The sequence below is a fragment of the Streptomyces sp. NPDC005722 genome (assembly GCF_040630935.1).
In the GTDB taxonomy this organism is placed as follows: domain Bacteria; phylum Actinomycetota; class Actinomycetes; order Streptomycetales; family Streptomycetaceae; genus Actinacidiphila.
The window spans coordinates 26,714-48,794 of sequence record NZ_JBEXYN010000050.1; the positions used below are offsets into that span (position 1 = coordinate 26,714).

The 22,081-nt window shown below is 73.5% G+C and carries 20 protein-coding genes; 8 read left to right on the forward strand and 12 right to left on the reverse strand.

Going from position 1 to position 22,081, the window contains the following annotated elements:
• Positions 1-21: 21 nt before the first annotated feature.
• Entirely contained in the window at positions 22-1,803 is a 1,782-nt protein-coding gene (locus ABZ479_RS35565) for an ABC transporter ATP-binding protein (protein ID WP_500465404.1), read from the reverse strand.
• Complete coding sequence (locus tag ABZ479_RS35570) at positions 1,800-3,602, reverse strand: ABC transporter transmembrane domain-containing protein (RefSeq protein ID WP_500465405.1); 1,803 nt, start codon at positions 3,600-3,602, stop codon at positions 1,800-1,802. The genes ABZ479_RS35565 and ABZ479_RS35570 overlap by 4 nt, the downstream gene beginning before the upstream one ends.
• 175 nt (positions 3,603-3,777) lie before the next feature.
• Here ABZ479_RS35570 and ABZ479_RS35575 point away from each other — a divergent pair, with 175 nt between their 5' ends.
• Both ABZ479_RS35575 and ABZ479_RS35580 read left to right on the forward strand, forming a co-directional pair.
• Positions 3,778-4,497 carry a hypothetical protein gene (locus tag ABZ479_RS35575; RefSeq protein WP_500465406.1) on the forward strand — a complete coding sequence of 240 codons (720 nt, stop codon included), beginning with the start codon at positions 3,778-3,780 and terminating at the stop codon, positions 4,495-4,497.
• 232 nt (positions 4,498-4,729) lie between these two features.
• Positions 4,730-6,436: a carbohydrate-binding module family 20 domain-containing protein gene (locus ABZ479_RS35580; protein ID WP_500465407.1), complete on the forward strand. Its 1,707-nt coding sequence runs from the start codon at positions 4,730-4,732 to the stop codon at positions 6,434-6,436.
• 45 nt (positions 6,437-6,481) lie between these two features.
• Here the strand turns inward: ABZ479_RS35580 and ABZ479_RS35585 are convergent, their stop codons facing one another.
• A complete protein-coding gene (locus tag ABZ479_RS35585; RefSeq protein ID WP_499603120.1) occupies positions 6,482-6,949 on the reverse strand; it encodes a MarR family winged helix-turn-helix transcriptional regulator in 468 nt (155 codons plus the stop codon).
• A gap of 170 nt (positions 6,950-7,119) precedes the next feature.
• On the opposite strand from ABZ479_RS35585, the gene ABZ479_RS35590 reads away from it, so the two are divergent.
• The 4 genes from ABZ479_RS35590 (at position 7,120) to ABZ479_RS35605 (ending at position 11,656) form a co-directional block, all read left to right on the forward strand.
• Positions 7,120-8,850, forward strand: a complete 1,731-nt coding sequence (locus ABZ479_RS35590; protein WP_500465426.1) for an ABC transporter ATP-binding protein — start codon at positions 7,120-7,122, stop codon at positions 8,848-8,850.
• 9 nt (positions 8,851-8,859) lie between these two features.
• Positions 8,860-9,471: a hypothetical protein gene (locus ABZ479_RS35595; protein WP_500465408.1), complete on the forward strand. Its 612-nt coding sequence runs from the start codon at positions 8,860-8,862 to the stop codon at positions 9,469-9,471.
• A gap of 100 nt (positions 9,472-9,571) precedes the next feature.
• Positions 9,572-9,943 carry a DoxX family protein gene (locus ABZ479_RS35600; RefSeq protein ID WP_500465409.1) on the forward strand — a complete coding sequence of 124 codons (372 nt, stop codon included), beginning with the start codon at positions 9,572-9,574 and terminating at the stop codon, positions 9,941-9,943.
• Positions 9,944-10,000: 57 nt separating this feature from the next.
• Positions 10,001-11,656, forward strand: coding sequence for a bifunctional 3'-5' exonuclease/DNA polymerase (locus ABZ479_RS35605; protein ID WP_500465410.1), 1,656 nt, complete (start codon positions 10,001-10,003; stop codon positions 11,654-11,656).
• Between the two features lie 11 nt (positions 11,657-11,667).
• Here ABZ479_RS35605 and ABZ479_RS35610 read toward each other — a convergent pair whose 3' ends face one another.
• Genes ABZ479_RS35610 through ABZ479_RS35620 form a run of 3 tightly spaced genes read right to left on the reverse strand, consistent with a single transcriptional unit; the run spans position 11,668 to position 14,614 of the window.
• Positions 11,668-12,315: a LutC/YkgG family protein gene (locus ABZ479_RS35610; protein ID WP_500465411.1), complete on the reverse strand. Its 648-nt coding sequence runs from the start codon at positions 12,313-12,315 to the stop codon at positions 11,668-11,670.
• Entirely contained in the window at positions 12,312-13,853 is a 1,542-nt protein-coding gene (locus ABZ479_RS35615) for a LutB/LldF family L-lactate oxidation iron-sulfur protein (protein WP_500465412.1), read from the reverse strand. Before ABZ479_RS35615 ends, ABZ479_RS35610 begins: the two co-directional genes overlap by 4 nt.
• Entirely contained in the window at positions 13,850-14,614 is a 765-nt protein-coding gene (locus tag ABZ479_RS35620) for a (Fe-S)-binding protein (RefSeq protein WP_500465413.1), read from the reverse strand. The genes ABZ479_RS35615 and ABZ479_RS35620 overlap by 4 nt, the downstream gene beginning before the upstream one ends.
• Positions 14,615-14,801: 187 nt before the next feature.
• Here ABZ479_RS35620 and ABZ479_RS35625 point away from each other — a divergent pair, with 187 nt between their 5' ends.
• Together ABZ479_RS35625 and ABZ479_RS35630 are read left to right on the forward strand one after the other, a co-directional pair.
• Positions 14,802-15,122, forward strand: a complete 321-nt coding sequence (locus ABZ479_RS35625; protein WP_500465414.1) for an L-rhamnose mutarotase — start codon at positions 14,802-14,804, stop codon at positions 15,120-15,122.
• Between the two features lie 200 nt (positions 15,123-15,322).
• Complete coding sequence (locus ABZ479_RS35630) at positions 15,323-16,348, forward strand: LacI family DNA-binding transcriptional regulator (RefSeq protein ID WP_500465428.1); 1,026 nt, start codon at positions 15,323-15,325, stop codon at positions 16,346-16,348.
• A 61-nt stretch (positions 16,349-16,409) separates the two neighbouring features.
• Here the strand turns inward: ABZ479_RS35630 and ABZ479_RS35635 are convergent, their stop codons facing one another.
• The 6 genes from ABZ479_RS35635 to ABZ479_RS35660 form a co-directional block, all read right to left on the reverse strand.
• On the reverse strand, positions 16,410-17,525 hold the full coding sequence (locus tag ABZ479_RS35635) for an NAD(P)-binding domain-containing protein (RefSeq protein WP_500465429.1): 1,116 nt from the start codon (positions 17,523-17,525) through the stop codon (positions 16,410-16,412).
• Positions 17,526-17,545: 20 nt separating this feature from the next.
• Complete coding sequence (locus ABZ479_RS35640) at positions 17,546-18,001, reverse strand: hypothetical protein (protein ID WP_499603111.1); 456 nt, start codon at positions 17,999-18,001, stop codon at positions 17,546-17,548.
• A 126-nt stretch (positions 18,002-18,127) separates the two neighbouring features.
• Positions 18,128-19,336 carry an LLM class flavin-dependent oxidoreductase gene (locus ABZ479_RS35645; protein WP_500465415.1) on the reverse strand — a complete coding sequence of 403 codons (1,209 nt, stop codon included), beginning with the start codon at positions 19,334-19,336 and terminating at the stop codon, positions 18,128-18,130.
• A gap of 12 nt (positions 19,337-19,348) precedes the next feature.
• Positions 19,349-20,383 carry an ABC transporter substrate-binding protein gene (locus ABZ479_RS35650; protein WP_500465416.1) on the reverse strand — a complete coding sequence of 345 codons (1,035 nt, stop codon included), beginning with the start codon at positions 20,381-20,383 and terminating at the stop codon, positions 19,349-19,351.
• 28 nt (positions 20,384-20,411) lie between these two features.
• Entirely contained in the window at positions 20,412-21,185 is a 774-nt protein-coding gene (locus ABZ479_RS35655; RefSeq protein ID WP_500465417.1) for an ABC transporter ATP-binding protein, read from the reverse strand.
• Positions 21,158-22,060 (reverse strand): ABC transporter permease, encoded by a 903-nt coding sequence (locus ABZ479_RS35660; protein WP_500465418.1) that lies wholly within the window; start codon positions 22,058-22,060, stop codon positions 21,158-21,160. Before ABZ479_RS35660 ends, ABZ479_RS35655 begins: the two co-directional genes overlap by 28 nt.
• Positions 22,061-22,081 lie beyond the last annotated feature (21 nt).

Here is a 22,081-nt window from a genome sequence, read left to right on the forward strand (position 1 = left end):
GCGGCGCCGTGCCGGTCCGCTCTATCCGTGCCAGGACCGCCACAGCGCCGCATAGGCACCGTCGGCCTCCACCAGCTGGTGGTGACTGCCCAGCTCGCTGATCCGGCCGTCCTCGACCACCGCGATCAGGTCGGCGTCGTGCGCGGTGTGCAGCCGGTGCGCGATGGCCACCACGGTCCTGCCGTCGAGCACCCGGGCCAGCGACCGCTCCAGATGGCGCGCCGCACGCGGGTCCAGCAGCGAGGTCGCCTCGTCCAGCACCAGGGTGTGCGGGTCGGCGAGGACCAGCCGGGCCAGCGCCACCTGCTGCGCCTGGGCCGGGGTGAGAGCGGTGCCGCCCGAGCCGACCTCGGTGTCCAGGGCGTCGTCGAGCGCCCGCGCCCACCCGTCGGCGTCGACCGCGGCGAGCGCCGCCCACAGCTCCTCGTCGCCCGCTCCCGCCCGGGCGAGCAGCAGGTTGTCCCGGAGGGTGCCGACGAAGACGTGGTGCTCCTGGTTGACCAGGGCCACGTGCTCGCGGACCCGCTCCGCGGGCATCCGGGCCAGCTGGGCGCCGCCGAGGGTGATCTCGCCGGCCCGCGGACTGTAGATCCCGGCCAGCAGCCGCCCCAGCGTCGACTTGCCCGCCCCGGACGGCCCGACCAGGGCCAGCCGGGTGCCCGGACGGACCCGCAGGCTCACCCCGTGCAGCACGTCGCTGCCGGCGCGGTAGCCGAACCGCACCTCATCGGCGTGGACGTCGCGGCCGACCGGCGTCAGCCGCTCGTCCCCGACGCCAGGCTCGACCTCCCGGACGCCGACCAGCCGGGCCAGCGACACCTGCGCCACCTGCAGCTCGTCGTACCAGCGCAGGATGAGGTTGACCGGGTCGACCAGCATCTGCGCGTACAGTGCGCCCGTCGTCAGCTCGCCCACCGTCATCCGGCCGTGCAGCACCAGCGTCCCGCCGATCAGCAGCACCGACGCGAGGATGAGCGCGTACGTCGCGTTGATCACCGGGAAGAGCACGCTGCGCAGCCACATCGTGTAGCGCTCCCACGCCACCCACTGCCGGATCCGCGTACGGGACAGCTCCTCGCGGCGGTCGCCGAGCCGGTGCGCCTCGATGGTGCGCCCGGCGTCCACCGACTCCGCGAGGACCGCCGAGACGGCCGCGTAGCCGGCCGCCTCTGAGCGGTACGCCTTCGGAGCGCGCCGGAAGTACCAGCGGCAGCCGGCGAGCAGCACCGGGACGGCCACCAGCACCGCCAGTGCCAGCGGCGGCGAGGTCGCCGTCAGCGCGCCGAGCAGCAGGCCGCTCCACACCACGGCGATCGCCAGCTGCGGGACGGCCTCGCGCATGGCGTTGGACAGCCGGTCGATGTCCGTGGTGATGCGGGACAGCAGGTCGCCCGTTCCCGCCCGCTCCAGGACCCCCGGGGGCAGCCCCACGGACCGTACGAGGAAGTCCTCGCGGAGGTCCGCCAGCATCCGCTCGCCCAGGACCGCGCCGCGCAGCCGCACCTCCCGGACGAACACGGTCTGCACGGCGAGTGCCGCGGCGAACAGCGCCATGGTGCGTCCCATGTGCAGGTCGCGGTGGCCCGCCGCCAGGTCCTCGACGAGCCGGCCCAGCAGGTAGGGGCCGACCATCGAGGCGAGGACGGCGACGGCGTTGACCGAGACGAGGACGGCGAACGCGCCCCGGTGCCGCCGGGCCAGCTCGGCGACGTAGCCGCGCACCGTGGCGGGCGAGCCCACCGGCAGGGTCGTGACGTGCCGCGGCGCGGCCGGGTCGTACTGCGGCGGTTCCACGCCGATCATGCGGTTTCCTCGGCCTTCTCCAGTGGTGCGGATTCCCCGGCCTCACGCTCGGTCTCACGGGTGACGACGGCGCGGTAACCGAGGTCGGTGCGGAGCAGTTCGCGGTGCGTGCCGGACGCGCGCACCGCGCCGTCCTCGACGAACACCACCCGGTCCGCACGGTCGAGCAGCAGGGGGCTGGAGGTGAGGACCACCGTCGTCCGCTGGGCGCGCAGCGCCTTCAGGCCCTGTGCGATCCGGGCCTCGGTGTGCGTGTCGACGGCGCTGGTCGGCTCGTCCAGCACCAGGACACCGGGATCGGCGACGAGCGACCTGGCAAGCGCCAGCCGCTGCCGCTGGCCGCCCGACAGCGAGCGTCCGCGCTCGGTGATCCGGGACCGCATCGGGTCCCCGCCGGCGTCCACCGAGGCCTGCGCGAGCGCGTCGAGCACGTCGCCGCACTGCGCGGCCGCCAGCGCCTCGGCCGGGGTGACCCGGCCGGAGGCGGGCACGTCCAGCAGCTCGGTCAGCGTCCCGGACAGCAGCACCGGGTCCTTGTCCTGGACCAGCACGGCCGCGCGGGCCGCCGCCGGCGGCAGGTCCTCCAGCGCCGTACCGCCGAGCAGCACCGAGGGGGTGTCCCCGGGCCCGTCCGGGGAGTGCCCGCCGAGCCGGTCGGCGAGCGCGCCCGCGGCGTCCGGGTCCCCGCACACCACGGCGGTCAGTTCCCCGGCGGGCGCGAACAGCCCCGTCAGCGGGTCGTGGAGGTCACCCGTGGGCAGCCCGTCCGGGTGCCTGACGGTCCCGCGGTCGCCGCCCGCGCCGTCCCTCCGCAGGGCCAGCACCCGGGCGGCGCGCGTGGCGGACGGTCGTGAGAAGGAGTACGCCATCGCGATCTCCTCGAAGCCCCGCAGCGGGAAGAGCAGGAAGACCACCGTCCCGTAGACGGTGACCAGTTCGCCCACCGCGATGCGTCCCTCCAGCGCGAGCCGGGCGCCGTACCAGGTCACCGCGAGGAGCAGCAGCCCGGGCAGGGCCACCTGCACGGCGCTGATCAGCGCCCACATCCGGGCGTTGCGGACGGCGGCGCCGCGGACCTCCTGGGAGGCCTGCCGGTAGCGGGACAGGAAGAGTTCCTCGCCGCCGATGCCGCGCAGTACGCGCAGTCCGGCCACGGTGTCGGAGGCGAGTTCGGTGGCCTTGCCCGCCTTGGCGCGCTGTTCGTCGGCGCGCCGTGTCGCGTGCGGGAGCAACGGCAGGACGGACAGGGCGAGTACGGGGACGCCCGCGGCGACGATCAGCCCGAGCTCCGGCCGGTAGACCAGCAGGGCGACGGTGACGCCCACGGTCGCCAGCACGGAGCAGGCGAAGCGGGCCAGCGCCTCGACGAACCAGCCGATCTTCTCGACGTCCCCGGTGCTCACCGCGACGACCTCGCCCGCCGCGACCCTCCGGGTGAGCAGCGAGCCCAGTTCCACGGTCTTGCGCGACAGGAGCAGCTGCACCCGGGCGGCCGCGGTGATCCAGTTGGTGACGGCGGTGCGGTGCAGCATGGTGTCGCCGACGGCGGCCACCACGCCCAGGGCGAGGATCAGGCCGCCCGCGAGCGCCAGGCGCCCGCCGGAGCCGTCGACGACGGCCTGAACGGCGATGCCGACGGCGGCCGGGAAGCAGGCGACGGCCGCCATGTGGAGGGTGCCCCACAGTGCGGCCTTGACCTGGCCGCCGATCTGGCGCCGTTCCAGCCAGAGCAGGAGACGGAAGCCGGAGCGGGCGTCGGGGACACCCGGGTCGGCATGGGGGAGAGCGCGTAGCGACATGACGTCCCGACATCGGTGCTGGAGTGGGAGCGGACGTGTCAGCGTCGCGTCACCGGCGTGACGAATTCAACCCGTTTTTTCCCGCGTCGGGTGGAACGGCCGGCGGCCCCCGTCCGTCCCCACCGGAGGGTGCGAAGATGGAACGCGACTGCACGGAAGAGGGGCGGTTCGAGTGATGCGTGGGGCGGGGACGGTCGTCGTCGCGGCGGCGCTGGTGCTGCTCGCCGGTTGCGCCGGGAGCACCGACGGGCACCAGGACGCGTCGGGGCGGACCGTGGAGAAGCAGCGGCCGCGCGCGACCCAGCCGGCCGCCACACGTACGATCCCGGGTGTCGGCGCCGCGCTGCGGGACCGTATCCCGGGCGAGGCCCGTCAGGTCGTCGCGGTGTACGGGGACGGCGCGAGCTCCGCGGACTCGACCATCGTGCTGTACACCCGGCAGGGCGACCTGTGGAAGCGCGAGCGCTCGTGGCCCGGGCACAACGGCAAGCGCGGCTGGACGACCGACCACCACGAGGGCGACAGGAAGAGCCCGGTGGGCGTCTTCACGCTGTCGGACGCGGGCGGCGTGCTGGCCGAGCCGGACTCCCGGCTCCCGTACCACCGCTCGTCCGCCTTCGCCGCGCCGCGGTCGTGGTCCCGGTCGCACTGGCACGACTTCGACCTCGTCATCGCCATCGACTACAACCGGGTCAAGGGCACCTCCCCGCTCGACCCGACCCGGCCCCAGGGCCAGTCCAAGGGCGGCAGCATCTGGCTGCACATGGACCACGGCAGTGGCACGTCGGCCTGCGTCAGCCAGTCCAAGGCCGACATGGAGTACCTGCTGCGCACGCTCGACCCGGCGCTCCACCCGGTCGTGGTGATGGGGGACCGCGCGCACCTGACGGCCTGACGGCTGATCAACAGGAGGCCCCGCAAGGGCCGGAAAGCCGGCGCAAGAGCCAAGCAGCCTGTTTCCGCAAGAAGTTGAAAGTTTTTCCACGCGACGTATTGACGCTACCCGCCCGTGGCGCCAGTCTCCTACCCGGAGTTCCCACGGGCGGGAACCCCGCCCCCACACTCGATGGCCTGGCGCGTGGCTGTCTTCGGGGCACCTTTGTGCCCGAACACGAAGGAGCCGCACCATGAGATCGCGTTTTCTGCGCGCGGGTCTCGCCGCCCTGCTCGGCACCGCCGGGCTCGTCGGCGTCTCGCAGCAGCCGGCCCACGCAGCGCCGCCCGGAAGCAAGGACGTCACGGCCACCCTCTTCGAGTGGAAGTTCGCCTCGGTCGCCAAGGAGTGCACCAGCACCCTCGGGCCGGCCGGGTACGGCTACGTCGAGGTGTCGCCGCCCCAGGAGCACGTCCAGGGCGCGCAGTGGTGGACCTCCTACCAGCCCGTCAGCTACCGCATAGCGGGCCGGCTGGGCGACAGCACGGCGTTCCGGAACATGGTCGACACCTGCCACGCCGCCGGGGTGAAGGTCGTCGCGGACGCCGTCGTCAACCACATGAGCGCCGGCTCGGGCACCGGCACCGGCGGCACGTCCTACAGCAAGTACACCTACCCGGGGTACTACCAGAACCAGGACTTCCACTCCTGCCGGACGAACATCACCGACTACACCAACCGTGACAACGTCCAGAACTGCGAACTCGTCGGGCTCTCGGACCTGAACACCGGCAGCGACTACGTGCGCTCGACGATCGCGGCGTACCTGAACAGCCTCATCGCGCTCGGCGTCGACGGATTCCGCATCGACGCCGCCAAGCACATCGCGGCCTCCGACCTGGCGGCCGTCAAGGCCAAGCTCAGCAACCCCTCCGTCTTCTGGGCGCAGGAGGTCATCTACGGCTCCGGGGAGGCCGTGCAGCCCGGCGAGTACACCGGCACCGGTGACGTCGACGCCTTCCAGGGCGCGTACGACCTCAAGCGCATCTTCACCAGTGAGAAGCTCGCCTACCTCAGCAACTGGGGCGCATCATGGGGCGCGGGCTACCTTCCGAGCGGCAGCTCCCGCACCTTCGTCGACAACTGGGACACCGAGCGCAACGGCTCGACCCTCAACTACAAGGCCGGCGCGACCTACACCCTGGCCAACGTCTACATGCTGGCCTGGCCCTACGGTTCGCCGAACGTCCACTCCGGCTACGAGTTCTCCGACAACGACGCCGGGCCCCCCAACGGCGGCTCCGTCAACGCCTGCTACAGCGACGGCTGGAAGTGCCAGCACGCATGGCCACAGATCGCCGGGATGGTCGGGTTCCGCAACGCGGTGGCCGGCACCGCGGTGACCAACTGGTGGTCCAACGGCAACAACGCCATCGCCTTCGGACGCGGCAGCAAGGGCTACGTCGCGATCAACCACGAGAGCGGCCCGCTGACGCAGAACTTCACCACCTCGCTGCCCGCCGGCACCTATTGCGACGTGCAGCACGGCGGCGCCACCTACACCGTCGGATCCGACGGCAGGTTCACCGCCACCATCGGTGCCAACGACGCGGTCGCGCTCTACGCCGGCGCCCCCTGCGGCACGGGAGGCGGCGGCACCACACCCGCGAGCGGCGCGTCCTTCTCGGCCAACGCCACCACGGTGTGGGGCCAGAACGTCTACGTGGTCGGCAACAACGCCGCGCTCGGCAACTGGAACACCGGCAGCGCGCTGCCGCTGTCCTCGGCGGCCTACCCGGTGTGGAAGCTCGACGTCTCCATGGGCGCGGGCACGTCCTTCGAGTACAAGTACGTCAAGAAGGACGGCAGCGGGAACGTCACCTGGGAATCCGGCGCCAACCGCACGGCGACCGTCCCCGCGAGCGGCAAGGTGACGCTGAACGACACCTGGCGCTCCTGAGGCCCCGGCCGGCACGCCTCCGCGCGCCGGCCCCGGTCCCGGACCTCAGCAGCGACCCGGCGCGGTGTCCAGTGCGGCGAGCAACGCCGTCAGGGCATCGCGCTGGTCCGTGTCCAGGGGGGCGAGCAGCTCCTCGGCCGCCGCCCGGCGGGCCCGGCGCAGCCGCCGTACGGCGTCGTCGCCCTCCTCGGTGAGCTCGATGCGCACCACCCTGCGGTTGGCGGGGTCGGGCGCCCGGCGGACCAGTCCCCGCTCCTCCAGGGCGTCGGTCAGGCTCGTCACCGCGCGCGGCACGACGTCCAGCCGCTCGGCGAGGTCGGCCATCCGCGGCGCGGGCCCGCTCCCCAGGATGTGTGCGACCGTGCGCAGCATGCGCGCCTGGGCGGGCGTGACGCCCACCGGCTCCAGGTGCCGCCGTTGCGCGCGGTGCAGCCGGCGGGTCAGCCACAGCAACTGGTCGGCGAGGCGCCCGGTGGTCTCGTCGCTGTCCGCGGCAGGGGTGCGGGATTCCATGGTCAGAGGGTATCAGGATGCGGTTCATTGTGAGTATAGGTAACAATGAACTACACTCTCAACGTCCTGCCCTGCCCGGACCTTTCGGAGGCCCTTTGCACCCCGATGAAGCCCCGCGGTGGACCCCGCCGCCCAAGGACCCCGCCCGCACCACCGACGTACGCCGCGTCCTGCGGCTCTTCCGTCCCTACCGCGCCCGCCTCACCCTCGTCGGGCTCCTGGTCGGCGCCGCCTCGCTCGTCTCGGTCGCCTCGCCCTTCATGCTGCGCGAGATCCTCGACACCGCGATCCCGCAGGGCCGCACCGGCCTGCTGAGCCTGCTCGCCCTCGGCATGATCGCCACCGCCGTCCTCAACAGCGTCTTCGGCGTCCTGCAGACCCTGATCTCCACCACGGTCGGCCAGCGGGTCATGCACGACCTGCGCACCGCCGTCTACGAGCGGCTGCAGCGCATGTCGCTCGCCTTCTTCACCCGGACCCGCACCGGCGAGGTGCAGTCCCGCATAGCCAACGACATCGGCGGCATGCAGGCCACCGTCACCTCCACCGCGACCTCGCTGGTCTCCAACCTCACCAGCGTCGTGGCCACCGTCGTCGCCATGATCGCCCTGGACTGGCGACTGACCATCGCCTCCCTGCTGCTGCTCCCGGTCTTCGTGTGGATCAGCCGCCGGGTCGGCACCGAACGCAAGAAGATCACCACCCAGCGCCAGAAGCAGATGGCGGCGATGTCCGCCATCGTCACCGAGTCGCTGTCGGTCAGCGGCATCCTCCTCGGCCGCACCATGGGACGCGCCGACTCCCTCACCCGCTCCTTCGCCGAGGAGTCCGACCGGCTGGTCGACCTCGAGGTGCGCTCCAACATGGCCGGCCGCTGGCGCATGTCCACCATCGGCGTCGTCATGGCCGCCATGCCCGCGCTCATCTACTGGGTCGCCGGGATCGCCGTGCACGGAGCGGGCGGCACCGTGTCCATCGGCACACTCGTCGCCTTCGTCTCGCTCCAGCAGGGTCTCTTCCGGCCCACCGTCAGCCTGTTGTCGACCGGCGTCCAGGTGCAGACCTCGCTCGCGCTCTTCCAGCGCATCTTCGAGTACCTCGACCTGCCAGTCGACATCACCGAGAAGGACGACCCCGTACGCCTGCCGCGCGTCCGCGGCGACATCCGCTTCGAAGGCGTCGGCTTCTCCTACGACGCGGCCTCGTCCGCACGCACCCTGGACGGCATCGACCTGACGGTCCCGGCCGGCGGCAGCCTCGCCGTCGTCGGCGCCACCGGCTCCGGCAAGAGCACCTTGAGCTACCTCGTGCCCCGGCTGTACGACGTCACCGAGGGGCGCGTCACGCTCGACGGCGTCGACGTACGCGACCTGACCTTCGACACGCTCGCTGCATCGGTAGGCGTCGTCTCCCAGGAGACGTACCTCTTCCACGCCTCGGTCGCCGAGAACCTGCGCTTCGCCAAGCCCGACGCCACCGACGAGGAGATCGTCGCCGCGGCGCGCGCCGCACAGATCCACGACCACATCGCGGGCCTGCCCGACGGCTACGACACCGTCGTCGGCGAGCGCGGCTACCGCTTCTCCGGCGGCGAGAAGCAGCGCCTCGCCATCGCCCGGACGATCCTGCGGGACCCGCCGGTCCTCATCCTCGACGAGGCCACCAGCGCGCTGGACACCCGTACCGAGCACGCCGTCCAGGACGCCATCGACGCCCTCTCGGCGGGCCGGACGACCATCACCATCGCCCACCGGCTGTCCACCGTCCGGGACGCCGACCAGATCGTCGTCCTCGACCACGGCCGGATCGTGGAGCGCGGCAGCCACGACGAACTGCTCGCCATGGACGGCCGCTACGCCGCCCTGGTCCGCCGTGACGCCCAACTCGTCCATACGGCATGATCCTCGGCCATGGGACCCATCGCGGGGGCGGAACTCCCCGGCTACCGGCAGATCGAGGCGGACGCCTGGACCAATGACCACGGCGACCTCGTCAGCCTGCACTGGTTCGACGTGCCGCCGGACATACCCGCGCCCCTGGAGGACCTGCCGCGCCTGCGGCACGCGCTGGCCCATTACACGGCCGCGGCGGGCGGCGGCCTCATCGAGGCCGACGTCGTCCACCTGGGGACGGTCCCGACGCTGCGCCAGGTCATCAAGGTCCCGCTGCCGGACCGCCCCACCGGGCAGGCGTTCCTGGGCAGCTACACCCTGCCCCGTGCCTCCTGCAGCGCCGTCGTGAAGGTGCAGGCCCTGGAGCAGGGCACCACCGGCGCCCGGGAGGCGCGGGTGCTCATCGAACTCGGCCCCGAGCGCTATTTCATGCCCCACCCGTACGCCACAGACCTGCGGCAGGGCCTCCCCTTCCACTGGGGCGACGCCCCCCACTACGACGCGCACTTCCCGGAGCACCCCCTCACCCGGGTCCGGGACATCCTGGCCGAGCTCGCCGTCTCGCTCCGGGTCGCACCGGAGTTCGCCGCCCTGCCGGCGTTCGCAGGACCGGCCGCCACCACCTCGTGAGCGGGCCGGCAGGCGCACCTTCGGGGCCGGGCGACCGTCCGCCCGGGACAGGACAGCGGCGCCGACGTGAGCGGCGCCGCGCAGACCGCAAGAGGCACCGATGCGCGCGTCCGACCGTTCCGCCCTGCTGCCGGCCGGACTGCTCGCCACCGCGGGCACCGCGCACTTCGTGGTGCCCCTGCCCTTCGACGCGATCGTCCCGCGCGTCCAGCCCGGGGCGCCCCGCACCTGGACCCACGTCAGCGGAGCGGCGGAACTGACGCTCGCCGTCGGCATCGCCCCCCGTACACGCCGGGCGAGCGCGCGGCCGGCGGCCGGCTTCTTCACCGCCGTGCTCCCCGCCAACGTGAAGATGGCCCGCGACCGGCGCGACCGGCCCGCGCCGCTGTGGAAGGCGGCCTGGGCCAGGCTGCCGCTGCGGGCTCCGCTCGTCCTGTGGGCCCTGAAGGCGAGCCGTGACAGCCGCCCCTGACCGGACCGCGGGCGTCGGTGCCCCATCGCTGTCAGTGCCCCGTTCTACCCTCGAACGGTGACCTCGCCCAGGACCCTGTCCGTCGCCGTCGTCGCCGATCCCCTGGGGACCGGCGGGCGGCTGCAGGCGCTGCGCGAGGACGGCACCGCGGACGGCCCAGCGCAGAGCGTCGGCGACCTGGCCGCGGCCGTCGCCGAGCGTGAGGCACGGCAGGCGCCTCGCTGGGTGTGGGCCGCGACCGACGAGATCTACCCGCCGCTGCTGGAGCGTGCCCCGGCGCGTCCGGCCCGGTGCCACGACCTCAAGCTCGTCGAGTCCCTGCTGCTGGGTTCCGAGGAGCGCTGGGGCCTGCCGCGCTCGCTCGGCGCCGCCTGGGCCCGGCTGCGCGGACTCCCCGTGCCGGACGACGCGCGCGAGGGCGGCCCCGACGACCAGCCGGTGCTCTTCGCCGCCGACCGCCACCATCTGCCGCCGGGCACCGATCCGCTGGAGGCGGTGGTCGCCGTCCACGCCGAGCAGCAGCGCCGCATCGCCCTGTCCGAGCACCCCGACCGGCTGCGCCTGCTGTCCGCCGCCGAGTCCGCCGGCGCCCTGGCCGCCGCCGAGATGACCTGGGACGGCCTGCCCTGGAGCGCCACCGCCCACGACGCGGTGCTCACCGGTCTCCTGGGCCCCCGGCCGGCCGGGGGCGTCCGCCCCAAGGTGCTGTCCGAGCTCGCCGCCGGCATCCAGGAGGCCCTGGGCCGTCCGGTCAACCCCGACTCGCCCGCGCAACTGCTGCCCGCCTTCGAGCGTGTGGGCGTGAAGATCGGCTCGACCCGCTCCCATGTGCTGCGGGAGGTCGGGCATCCGGCCGCCGCGCTGCTGCTGCGCTACAAGGAGCTCTCCCGCATCCACAGCGCCCACGGCTGGGCGTGGCGCGAACAGTGGGCGCCCACCGGGCGGTTCCACCCCGAGTACGTCGTCGGCGGAGTCGTCTCCGGCCGCTGGGCCACCCGCGGCGGCGGCGCCCTGCAGATCCCCCGGCAGATCCGTGCCGCGGTGGTCGCCGACCCCGGGCACCGGCTGGTCGTCGCCGACGCGGGCCAGCTGGAACCGCGCGTCCTGGCCGCCCTCTCCGGCGATCCCGGGCTGGCGGCGGCCGCCGCCGAGGGCGACCTCTACGCCGCCCTCGCGCGCACCGCGTTCGGCGGCGACCGCGCCCGGGCCAAACTCGGCCTGCTGGGCGCCATGTACGGCCAGACCAGCGGCGAGGTCGGGCCGTTGCTCGAGGTGCTGCGCCGCCGCTTCCCGGACGCCATGCGCCTGGTGGAGTCCGCCGCCCGCACCGGCGAGGGCGGCGGCGTCGTCCGGTCCCACCTCGGGCGCACCTCACCCGCCCCGTCAGCCGACCGGCAGGACCTCACCGACGCGCAGGCCCGCGCCTGGGGACGCTTCACCCGCAACTTCGTCATCCAGGCGACGGCCGCCGAGTGGGCGCTGGCCGTACTGGCCTCCCTGCGCCGCCGCCTGGCCGCGCTCGGAGGACGGCCGCGCCTGGTGTTCTTCCTGCACGACGAGGTCATCGTGCACACGCCGCAGGAACTCGCTCCCGAGGTGGAGCGCGCCGTCGCCGAGTCCGCGGAGGAGGCCCGGCGCCTGCTCTTCGGCCCGACGCCGGTGCCCTTCCCCCTGCAGACCCACGTGGTCGACTGCTACGCGGACGCCAAATGAGCGGCGTGCGGTCAGTCCGTCACGAGCAGGACCTCCAGGGTGCGCGGTCCGTGCACACCCTCGACCCGGTCCAGCTCGATGTCGCTGGTGGCCGAGGGCCCGGAGATCCACGTCAACGGCCGGACGGGATCCAGCCGTTCCAGCGCCTGCGGCACCGAGTCCACGACCTGTTCCGGGACGCGCACGACGACGACGTGGTGGTCCGGGACGAGGGTGATCCTGCGCCGCCCCTGGTCGGGTCCGCCGTCCAGCACGATGGTGCCGGTCTCCGCGATCGCCACCGCGCAACCGGTGACGACGCTGTCGACCGCGTCGAGTTCGCGTGCCGTCAGCCCGGCCGAGTCCGCCACCTGCTCCACGCCCTGCACGGCGGAGAGCCACTGCTCCGGCAGGCCGGGCGGCACGACGACCCGGCGGGTGCCGCGCGCCGCGAGCAGGCCCGCGAGGCGGCCGGGGAGTTCGTCGCCGGTGGCGCGGTGGACGATTGCGCGGTAGTCGGCGAGGTTCTCGGCCAGCAGGTCGGCGGTCTCCGCCGCGTCCCGTCGCCCGTGGACGCGGAGATATCCGCGGTCCACCGCGCCGCGCGCCGGTACCGTCTCGCGCTCCGTGTCGGCGAGGGCGCGGCGGATCCGCCCCAGGACCTGGTCGCGGGTGCTCACTTGGTGCCCTCCCTGCTCTCGGTGCCGGTGCCGGTGCCGGTGCCGGTACCGGTACCGGTGCCCGTGCCTGTGGCGCCCGGCCCCCGGGTGCGTCGCCACCAGTCGCGGAAGGACTCCGCCGGCACCGACGGGACGTCCCGGGTGTCGGTCCACGCCTTCCCGGGCCCCGGCAGCCGCCGGGGGTGGAACCTGCGGGTCCGCGACGCCAGCCGCTGGCCGGCGCGCAGGGCAGCCGGATGGTCCAGCGTCCAGCGTGCCGCGCGCATCGCCGCCCGCTCGGCGGCGTGTCCCTTGGCGGGCCGGAGCGTCACCTTGTTGCCCGCCCGGGTCACCTCACCGCCCTGCACCACGCGTTCCCGCAGGTGTACGAGGACCTCCGGGATGTCGATGGCGACCGGGCACACCTCGTAGCAGGCGCCGCAGAGGGAGGAGGCGTACGGCAGCGAGGCGTCGAGCGCCGTGTCCGTGCCGCGCAGTTGCGGGGTGAGGATGGCGCCGATCGGCCCCGGGTAGGCGGAGCCGTACGCGTGCCCGCCCGCCCGCTCGTACACGGGGCAGACGTTGAGGCAGGCCGAGCAGCGGATGCAGCGCAGCGCCTGGCGCCCCACCTCGTCGGCGAGGGTGTCGGTGCGGCCGTTGTCGACCAGGACGAGGTGGAAGGTGCGCGGCCCGTCCTCGTCGGTGGTGCCGGTCCAGGTGCTCGTGTACGGGTTCATCCGCTCGGCGGTGGAGGAACGCGGCAGGAGCTGCAGGAACACCTCGAGGTCCTGCCAGCGCGGCAGCACCTTCTCGATGCCGACCACCGAGATCAGGGTCTCGGGCAGCGTCAGGCACATGCGGCCATTGCCCTCGGACTCCACCACGACCAGGGTGCCGGTCTCGGCGATCATGAAGTTGGCGCCCGAGATGCCGACCTTGGCCCGCAGGAACTTCTCCCGCAGGTGGAGCCGTGCGGCCTCGGCCAGTTCCGCGGGGGAGTCCGACAGGCCCTCGGGTGCGGGACGGCCCCAGCGGCCCATGGCGTCGTTGAAGATGTCGCGGATCTCGGAGCGGTTGCGGTGGATCGCGGGCACGAGGATGTGGCTCGGCCGGTCGTCGCCGAGCTGCACGATCAGCTCGGCCAGGTCCGTCTCGTAGGCGGAGATCCCGGCCTCGGCGAGCGCCTCGTTGAGGCCGATCTCCTGGGTCGCCATGGACTTGACCTTGACGACCTCCGTCTCGCCCGTGGCGCGGACCAGGTCCGTCACGATGCGGTTGGCCTCGTCCGCGTCGGCGGCCCAGTGGACGGTGCCGCCCGCGCCGGTGACCGCCTCCTCCAACCGGACCAGGTAGTGGTCGAGATGGCGCAGGACGTCGTCCTTGATCTCCTTGCCCGCCGCCCGCAGTTGCTGCCAGTCGTCGAGTTCGGCGACGGCGCGGGCCCGCTTGTCCCGGATGGTGTGGGTGGCGTGCCTCAGGTTGTCGCGCAGCGTCGTGTCGCGCACGGCCTCGCCGGCGGCGACGGGGAAGGCGGGCATGCCCAGGTAGGTGCCGCTCATCGGATGCCTCCGTAGGGCTGCGCCTCGGTCGACGCGAGGATCTCGGCGAGGTGGACCGGCCGCACCTCGGAGCCGAGCCGGGCGAGGGTGCCGCCGATGTGCATCAGGCAGGAGTTGTCCACCGTGCACACGGCGCGCGCGCCGGTGGAGGTGACGTTGCGGGCCTTGTCCGCGCCCATGGCGGCGGAGACGGCCGCGTTCTTGACGGCGAAGGTGCCGCCGAAGCCGCAGCACTCCTCGGCGCCGGGCAGTTCGACCAGCTCCAGCCCCTTCACATGGCTGAGCAGTTCCTGCGGGCGGCGGCCCAGCCCCAGCATCCTCAGCCCATGACAGGTCGGATGATAGGTGACGGGGTGGGGGAAGTAGGCGCCGACGTCCGTCACCTTGAGCACGTCGGTGAGGAACTCGGTCAGCTCGTAGGTGCGCGGCACGACGGACGCGGCGAGCGCGGCGAGGCCCTCGCCGCGTCCCTCGGCGCGGGCCCGCTCGCCGATGCGGGGGTAGTTGTCACGCACCATCGCGGCGCAGGAGCCGGACGGTGTGACGATGTAGTCGTAGCCCTCGAAGGCCTTGGCGTACCGCTTGACCAGGGGCTCCGTCTCGTGCCGGTAGCCGGTGTTGAACTGCGGCTGGCCGCAGCAGGTCTGCGCCGCGGGGAAGTCCACGCTCACCCCCAGCCGCTCCAGCAGGGTTACGACGGCCTTCCCCGTCTCGGGGTACAGCGTGTCGTTCACGCAAGTGACGAACAGTGCTACGCGCATGCGGCCTCCTCACGGTCGGCACGGCCACCCGTGGGCTCATACTGCCGTATTCGCACCGCGTCGTGGGGTAGAGATCGGATGTCTGTGCGGCGCGGAGGGTGCCATTGACGAGCCATGTCGGGGTGTCCTAACGTCCCTGCCATCGATTGAAACCTTTCATATCAGACCCGAGAGGCCAGGGCCGAGCGTGCAGCGCGTCTGTTTCCTGTTGAAGGTCCGCAAGGACCGGCTCGCCGAGTACCGTGAGCGCCACGCCGCCGTCTGGCCCGAGATGCTGGAGGCGCTCTCCGCCGCCGGCTGGCACAACTACTCGCTCTTCCTGCGCGAGGACGGCCTGCTCGTCGGCTACCTGGAGACGGAGGACTTCGCAGCCGCGCAGGAGGCCATGGCGGCGACCGACGTGAACGCCCGCTGGCAGGCGGAGATGGGGGACTTCTTCGAAGCGCTGGACGGGGCCAGGCCCGACGAGGCCATGCGCCCGCTCGCGGAGGTCTTCCACCTGGCGTGACGTCGCCGGGCACTGCCCCGGCCGGCGATCCGCCCCGCCCCCGGAGGCCCCCGTTCCGTTCCGGAACACACGGTTCCGCTCCACCGTCACCGTTCGGCCGCCCGGACACAGTGGGCACCTACGCCGTCACGTATGCGTAGCATGAACCCGCGGCCTGCGGCGGGCCGGCGGCAGGAGGTAGGGCGGAACTCGTGACACGCATGGTGGGGATCAAGGACGTCGCCCGGCAGGCGGGTGTTTCGGTCGGCACGGTGTCGAACGTGATCAACCGGCCCGACATGGTCTCCGAGGACACGCGTGCTCGCGTGCTGTCGGTCATCGAGCAACTGGGCTATGTCCGCAGTGAGTCCGCGCGGCAGCTGAGGGCCGGGCGCAGCAGGATCATCGCGCTGCTCGTGCTCGACATGGCCAACCCCTTCTTCGTGGACGTCGCCTCGGGGGCCGAGCGGGCCGCCCGGGAGACCGGGCTCGGCGTGATGCTCTGCAACAGCGGCGAGAGCCCCTCGGAGGAGGCCGACTACCTCGGGCTCTTCGCCGAGCAGCGGGTGCGCGGCGTCCTGGTGACGCCCGCGGACACCAGCGGCCGCAACATCGCCTCCTTCCGGCGGCACGGCATCCCGTTCGTCTTCGTGGACCGCGTCGTACCGAGCGCCGAGGCCTGCTCGGTGTCCGTCGACGACATCGAGGGCGGCCGCCTGGCGGTCGACCACCTCATCGAGCGCGGCCACGAGCGCATCGTCTACGTGAGCGGTCCGATGCACCTCGCCCAGTGCCAGGACCGGCGCACCGGCGCCCTGGACGCGCTCGCCGCCGCCGGGCTCCCCGCCGGGTCCCTGGCGCACATCGAGGCGGAGCGGCTCGACGTCCCCTCCGGGCGCGACGCCGGCGCCCGTCTGCTGGGGATGGCGAACCGCCCGACCGCCGTCTTCTGCGCCAACGACCTGCTCGCGCTGGGCGTGCTGCAGGCGCTGTACGCCGCGGGCATCACGGTGCCCGAGGAGATCGCGCTGGTCGGCTACGACGACATCGAGTTCGCGGCGGCGGCCGCGGTGCCGCTCACCTCGGTGCGGCAGCCCGCGTACCGGATGGGCCGCGCGGCGGCCGACCTGCTCATCGAGGAGACCGGGGACGCGGCCGAGGAGCACGAGCACCGGCGCATCGTCTTCCAGCCGGAACTCGTCGTCCGGGCCTCCACCCTCGGCAAGGGCGGCCGTACCGCCCGCTGATCCCTCCAGGCGGGGTGCGCGGTCCGTGCGGGACCCGTGACGGGGTGCGAGCGGCCCGCCGTCAGCCCGCTGCGGCCACCGGCTCCGGCGTCCCGGGCGCGTCCAGGGCTCCGGCCTGTCGTCCCCGCAGGTAGGCGCGGATCTCGCGGACCGCGCTGCGGCCGGCCCGGTTGGCGCCGATCGTGCTCGCGGAGGGGCCGTAGCCGATGAGGTGGACGCGGGGGTCGCCGGCGACCTGGGTGAGCCCTTCCAGACGGATGCCGCCGCCGGGCCCGCGCAGGTGCAGCGGGGCCAGGTGGTCGAGGGCGGCACGGAAACCGGTGGCCCACAGGATGACGTCGGCAGCGACGTGGCGGCCGTCCGCCCAGCTCACGCCGTCCGGGGTGACCAGGTCGAACATCGGGAGGCGTTCGAGGATGCCGCGCTCGCGGGCGCGTTCCATCGCCTCGGTCATGGGGAGCCCCGTCACGCTGACGACGCTCTGGGGCGGCAGGCCCTGCTTGACGCGCTCCTCCACGAGCGCGACCGCGGCCCGTCCCTGGTCCTCCCCGAAGGGGCCGGACCGGTAGACGGGGGGCCGCCTGGTGACCCAGGTCGTCGCCGCCGCGCCGCCCGGCTCGTGGAGTTCCATCAGCAGCTGGACGGCGGAGGTGCCGCCGCCGACGACGATCACGTGCTTCCCCGCGAACTCCTCGCGCCCGCGGTACCCGGCCGTGTGCAGCTGGCGGCCGCGGAAGGTCTCCTGGCCCGGGTAGCGAGGCACGAAGGGCCGGTCCCAGGTCCCGGTGGCGTTGAGCAGCGCGCGGGCCGCCCAGGTGCCGGCGTCGGTCTCGACGAGCAGCCGCCCGTCCGGCCCCTCGTGGACCGTGGAGACGTCGACCGGGCGGTGCACGCGCAGGTCGAAGGTGCGCTCGTAGCGGTCGAAGTACTCGGCGACGACCTCCGCGGACGGCCGGTCGGGGTCGGCGCCCTCCAGCTCCATGCCGGGCAGCGAGTGCACCCCGTGCGCCCTGCCGTACGTCAGCGTCGGCCAGCGGAACTGCCAGGCGCCGCCGGGGCCGGGGGAGTGGTCGAGGACGACGAAGTCCTCGTCGGGCCGCATCCCGGCCCTGCTCAGGAAGTACGCACCGGACAGCCCGGCCTGCCCGGCCCCGATGACGGCGACGTCCACGTCCACATGGTTCACGTTTCCACCAACTACGCGCCTTCGCGGAAGCTTCCCGCGGTCACCTCGCGGCGCAGCCGGGCCACCCGCGCGGCGGCCTCCTCCAGGCGGGACAGCGGCAGGTCGCCGTCGGCGACCGCGCGGGTGGCCGCGGTACGGATGGCCTCCAGGACGCCCGTGCCGCAGCCGGGGCCGAGCTGGAGCAGGTCCACGCCCGAGAGCCAGGCGAGGACGGCGGCGCCGGGCACGCCCCAGCCCTCCACGACCTCGTCGGTGTCGAGCGGTTCGCTGATGACGACCGCGCCGTCGCCGAACTCGTCCCGCAGCAGTTCGGTGACCGCGGGCCCGCTGAGGGCGGCGGGGACCCCGATGGTGACCGCCCCGGCGCGTTCCAGTCCGCGCCGGAGCCACTCCGGCGGTCTGCGGGTCCGGCCGACGGGCAGCAGGCAGACGTCGACCAGCGCGGCGACGCGGTGCGGTGCGTACACGTGGAGTCCCCCTCTGGCGCTCGGGCGGGCGCTGCCGACCCTATCCCGAGGGGCGGCAAGTGGTCCAGACCAATCGGGGGGCGGCCGCCCGGATCAGGACAGCCGCCCCCCGTCGCGCGGCAACCGTCAGCGCCCTCCGGAGAGCAGCAGCGGCGCCCCGCCGGGTGCGGACGCCGGACGGCCGTTCGCCGCGGGGACACCCGCGAGGGGTGCGGCCGGCACCCTGTCGAGCAGGCCCCGCGCGGCCAGTTCCGGCATGACGCCCTCCCCGAACCAGTACGCCTCCTCCAGGTGCGGGTAGCCCGACAGCACGAAGTGGTCGATCCCCAGGGCGTGGTACTCCTCGATCCGGTCCGCGACCTGAGCATGGCTGCCGACCAGCGCCGTTCCGGCCCCGCCGCGCACCAGGCCCACCCCGGCCCACAGGTTCGGCGAGATCTCGAGCCCGTCGCGCGAGCCGCCGTGCAGCGCCAGCATGCGTTGCTGGCCCACCGACTCGCTGCGCCCCAGCGCCTCCTGCGCGGCTGCGACCGTGTCCTCGTCGAGGTCGTCCAGCAGCCGGTCCGCGGTGGCCCAGGCCTCCTTCGCGGAGTCACGGGAGATCACGTGCAGACGGATGCCGAAGCGGACGGTGCGTCCCTCCGCCTCGGCCAGGGCGCGGATCCAGTCGGTTTTCGCCCTGACCTGCTCCGGCGGTTCGCCCCAGGTCAGGTAGACGTCCGCGTGCCGGGCGGCGACGGGCCCGGCCGCGGGTGAGGAGCCGCCGAAGAAGACCTGCGGCAGCGGGTCGGGCGGCAGCGCGGTCAGTCCGCCCTCGACGCGGTAGTGCTCCCCGTCGAAGTCGAAGGGCAGGCCGCCCCACACCCCGCGCACCACCGAGAGGAACTCGTCGGTGCGCGCGTAGCGCGCGTCGTGGTCCAGGTGGTCGCCGAAGCGGCGCTGTTCGACGGAGTCCCCGCCGGTGACGACGTTGAGCAGCAGGCGGCCGCGGGTGATCCGCTGGTAGGTCGCCGCCATCTGCGCCGCCAGGACCGGCGAGACCACCCCGGGCCGGAACGCGACCAGGAACTTCAGCCGTTCGGTGTGCTGCGACAGCGCGACCGTGGTCAGCCACGCGTCCTCGCACCAGGTGCCGGTGGGCGTCAGGACGGCCTCGAAACCCAGTTGGTCGGCGGCCCTGGCGATCTGCGCCAGGTAGGCGACGTCGGGCGCGCGCACCCCGGAGACCGGGGTGACGCGCGAGCGCTTCACGCCGCCGTCGGTGTAGGCGTGCCGGTCCACCAGGGTGCGGCCGTCGCCGCCGGTGGGCAGGAACCAGTGCAGGTGCACGGACATGTGCGGCCCCTCTCAGTGGGTGCGTGCGGCGGTGGTGGATGCGGGCAGGCCGGCGTTGAAGCGCCGGTCGACGAAGGCGGCGAAGTCCACGTGCCGCGGGATCAGCCCCAGTTCCTCGAAGGTGTCGGCGATCTCCTGCTCGGAGGCGACGGCGGCGTCGTCCACGGCCACCGAGACGCGGGTGCCGTTGGTGCGCTTCACCGAGTCCAGGGCCACGTCGTACCGCAGCCCGGTCTCCTCGGCCCACACCTTCGCCCACTCCTCGGGGTGCCCGGCGACCCACTCCTGGGCGCGCCGCAGCCGCTGCAGGTAGTCGCCGATGGCGGCCGACTTCGCCTCGTCGGCGAGCGCCCCCGGCGCGGCGACCTGGAAGGCGAGCCCATTGACGCGCCCGGTACCGGTGGTCAGGACGCGCGCGCCGTGGCCGCGCAGCACCTGGGAGGTGTACGGGTCCCAGATCGCCCAGGCGTCGACCTTGCCGCCGCTGAAGGCCGCCAGGGCGTCGGCGGGCTGCAGATAACTGACGTCCACGTCGTCGAGGGACAACCCGGCGGCCCGCAGTGAGGTGATCAGCTGGTAGTGCGCGGAACTGCCCTGGGCGACGGCGACGCGCCGGCCCTTGAGGTCGGCGAGCCGCTTCAGCGCCGAGCCCTTCGGGACGACGACGGCCTCGCCCTCGGAGGAGCCGTGCGAGGCCGCCACGACCGTGATCCGGGAGCCGGAGCCGGCGGCGAACACCGGCGGGGTGTTGCCCACCCCGCCGATGTCCACGGCCTTGGCGTTCACTGCTTCCAGCAGGGGTGGCCCGGAGGTGAAGGTGGACCACTTGATCCGGTAGGTGAGCTCGTCGAGTTCGCCCGCGGCCCTCAGGACGGCCTCGGAACCGCCCTTCTGGTCGCCGACGTTCAAGGTGACCGTGCCCTTGCCGTCGGTGCCGTCACCGGTGCCGCCCACGGAGGTGTCGGCCGTGGAGACGCCGCAGGCGGCGAGCAGGAGGGCGAGCGGGAGCAGCAGGGCCGGCGTGACGCGCCGGATGGTGTCCGTCATGGGTTCGGCTTCCTCCTCGTGAGGGCGGTCAGGCCGCACCGGCGGACGCCGGGGCGGCGACGCCGAGTTCGGCCAGCAAGCGTGAGCGCAGGGCGGCGAGACCCGGATCGCCGGCGTCGCGGGGGCGGGGGAGCGCGACCGGTGCGTCGTGGGCGATGACCCCGTCCCGCATGACCAGGGCGCGGTCGGCCAGGAGCAGGGCCTCGTCCACGTCGTGCGTGACGAGCAGCACCGCGCAGCCGCGGCGTTGCCACAGCTCGGCGACGAGCCGCTGCGCCTGGATGCGGGTCAGCGCGTCCAGCGCGCCGAACGGCTCGTCCAGCAGCAGCAGATCGGGCTCGCGCACCAGCGCCCGGGCGAGTGAGGCACGCTGGGCCTCGCCGCCCGACAGCGTCTTCGGCCAGGCGCCGGAACGCTGTCGCAGCCCGACCTCCTCCAAGGCCGCCTCCGCCAAGGCCCGTCCGGGCCGTCCCGGCAGTCCGAGCAGGACGTTGCGCCACACCCGCTTCCACGGCATCAACCGCGGCGCCTGGAAGGCGACGGCACGCCTGTCCGGCACCAGCACGGTGCCCTCGATCTCCCGGTCGAGCCCGGCGAGGACCCGCAGCAGGGTGCTCTTGCCGCAGCCGCTGCGGCCGAGCAGCGCGGTGAACTCGCCCGGCCGCAGGGTGAGGTCGAGGCCGTCGATGACGCGCCGGCCGCCGAAGGAGCGGGTCAGCCCCGCCACGCGTACGGCCGCCGGGCCGTCCGCCGCCGGGGGCGGCGCGTCGTGGCTCACTGGCCGGTGAAGGTCGGTCGCCATTGCAGCAGCAGCCTTTCGAGAGCGCGGACGACGATGTCGGCGGTGAGGCCGAGGAAGGCGTAGACGACGAGGCAGACCACGATCACGTCGGTCCGCAGGAAGTCCCGTGCCTGCGTCATCAGGAAGCCGATGCCGTCGGAGGCGTTGATCTGCTCCCCGAAGACCAGCGCGAGCCACGCGGTCGCGAGTGAGTAGCGCAGCCCCGTCATCGCGCCGGGCAGCGCGCCCGGCAGGACGACGTGCCGGACCAGCCCCCGGCGGGACAGCCCGAGCGAGGTGCCGGCCTCGATCAGCTGCTCGTCGACGCCGCGGATCCCCGCGTAGACGTTGAGGTAGAGGTGGAAGGCGACGCCGAGGGCGATGAGGGTGACCTTCGGGGCCTCGCCGATGCCGAGCCAGATGATGAACAGCGGGATCAGGCCGACGAACGGCACCGCGCGCAGCATCTGCACGCTCGCGTCGACCAGGTCCTCGCCGAGCCGGGACAGCCCGGACACCAGGGCCAGCGTGATGCCTGCCGCGCCGCCGAGGAGCAGCCCGGACACCACCCGCTGCAGCGACACCGCCATGGCGGAGCCGAGTTGACCGCTCGTCACGAGGTCGGCGGCCGTGCCGGCGATGGTGCCCGGCGAGGCCAGCACCTCGGGCCGCAGCACACCGGTCGCGCTGAGCAGCTGCCACAGCGCGAGCAGCAGCAGCGGGCCCGTCGCGCGCCGCAGCCAGCGCGGGAGCGAACGGCGGCGGGCGGAGACGGGGACCACGGGCCGCAGTCCGGGAGCGGCCGCGGGCCGGAGGGCAGGAGGTGCGTCCGGTACGTCCGGAGGGACGTCTGCTGATACAGGGGATATGTCCGGTGGCGCTTTGCTGATGCTCATGAGAGGGCTCCACATGGGGGA

Bases quoted from the DNA above. Each gene is read 5' to 3' on its own strand.
- ABZ479_RS35645 (WP_500465415.1), bottom strand. From the start codon at position 19,336: ATGTCCGTGCACCTGCACTGGTTCCTGCCCACCGGCGGCGACGGCCGC.
- ABZ479_RS35595 (WP_500465408.1), top strand. From the start codon at position 8,860: ATGGGACCCATCGCGGGGGCGGAACTCCCCGGCTACCGGCAGATCGAG.
- ABZ479_RS35660 (WP_500465418.1), bottom strand. From the start codon at position 22,060: ATGAGCATCAGCAAAGCGCCACCGGACATATCCCCTGTATCAGCAGAC.
- ABZ479_RS35620 (WP_500465413.1), bottom strand. From the start codon at position 14,614: ATGCGCGTAGCACTGTTCGTCACTTGCGTGAACGACACGCTGTACCCC.
- ABZ479_RS35600 (WP_500465409.1), top strand. From the start codon at position 9,572: ATGCGCGCGTCCGACCGTTCCGCCCTGCTGCCGGCCGGACTGCTCGCC.
- ABZ479_RS35575 (WP_500465406.1), top strand. From the start codon at position 3,778: ATGCGTGGGGCGGGGACGGTCGTCGTCGCGGCGGCGCTGGTGCTGCTC.
- ABZ479_RS35580 (WP_500465407.1), top strand. From the start codon at position 4,730: ATGAGATCGCGTTTTCTGCGCGCGGGTCTCGCCGCCCTGCTCGGCACC.
- ABZ479_RS35565 (WP_500465404.1), bottom strand. From the start codon at position 1,803: ATGATCGGCGTGGAACCGCCGCAGTACGACCCGGCCGCGCCGCGGCAC.
- ABZ479_RS35570 (WP_500465405.1), bottom strand. From the start codon at position 3,602: ATGTCGCTACGCGCTCTCCCCCATGCCGACCCGGGTGTCCCCGACGCC.
- ABZ479_RS35650 (WP_500465416.1), bottom strand. From the start codon at position 20,383: ATGACGGACACCATCCGGCGCGTCACGCCGGCCCTGCTGCTCCCGCTC.
- ABZ479_RS35655 (WP_500465417.1), bottom strand. From the start codon at position 21,185: ATGGCGACCGACCTTCACCGGCCAGTGAGCCACGACGCGCCGCCCCCG.
- ABZ479_RS35630 (WP_500465428.1), top strand. From the start codon at position 15,323: ATGGTGGGGATCAAGGACGTCGCCCGGCAGGCGGGTGTTTCGGTCGGC.
- ABZ479_RS35585 (WP_499603120.1), bottom strand. From the start codon at position 6,949: ATGGAATCCCGCACCCCTGCCGCGGACAGCGACGAGACCACCGGGCGC.
- ABZ479_RS35615 (WP_500465412.1), bottom strand. From the start codon at position 13,853: ATGAGCGGCACCTACCTGGGCATGCCCGCCTTCCCCGTCGCCGCCGGC.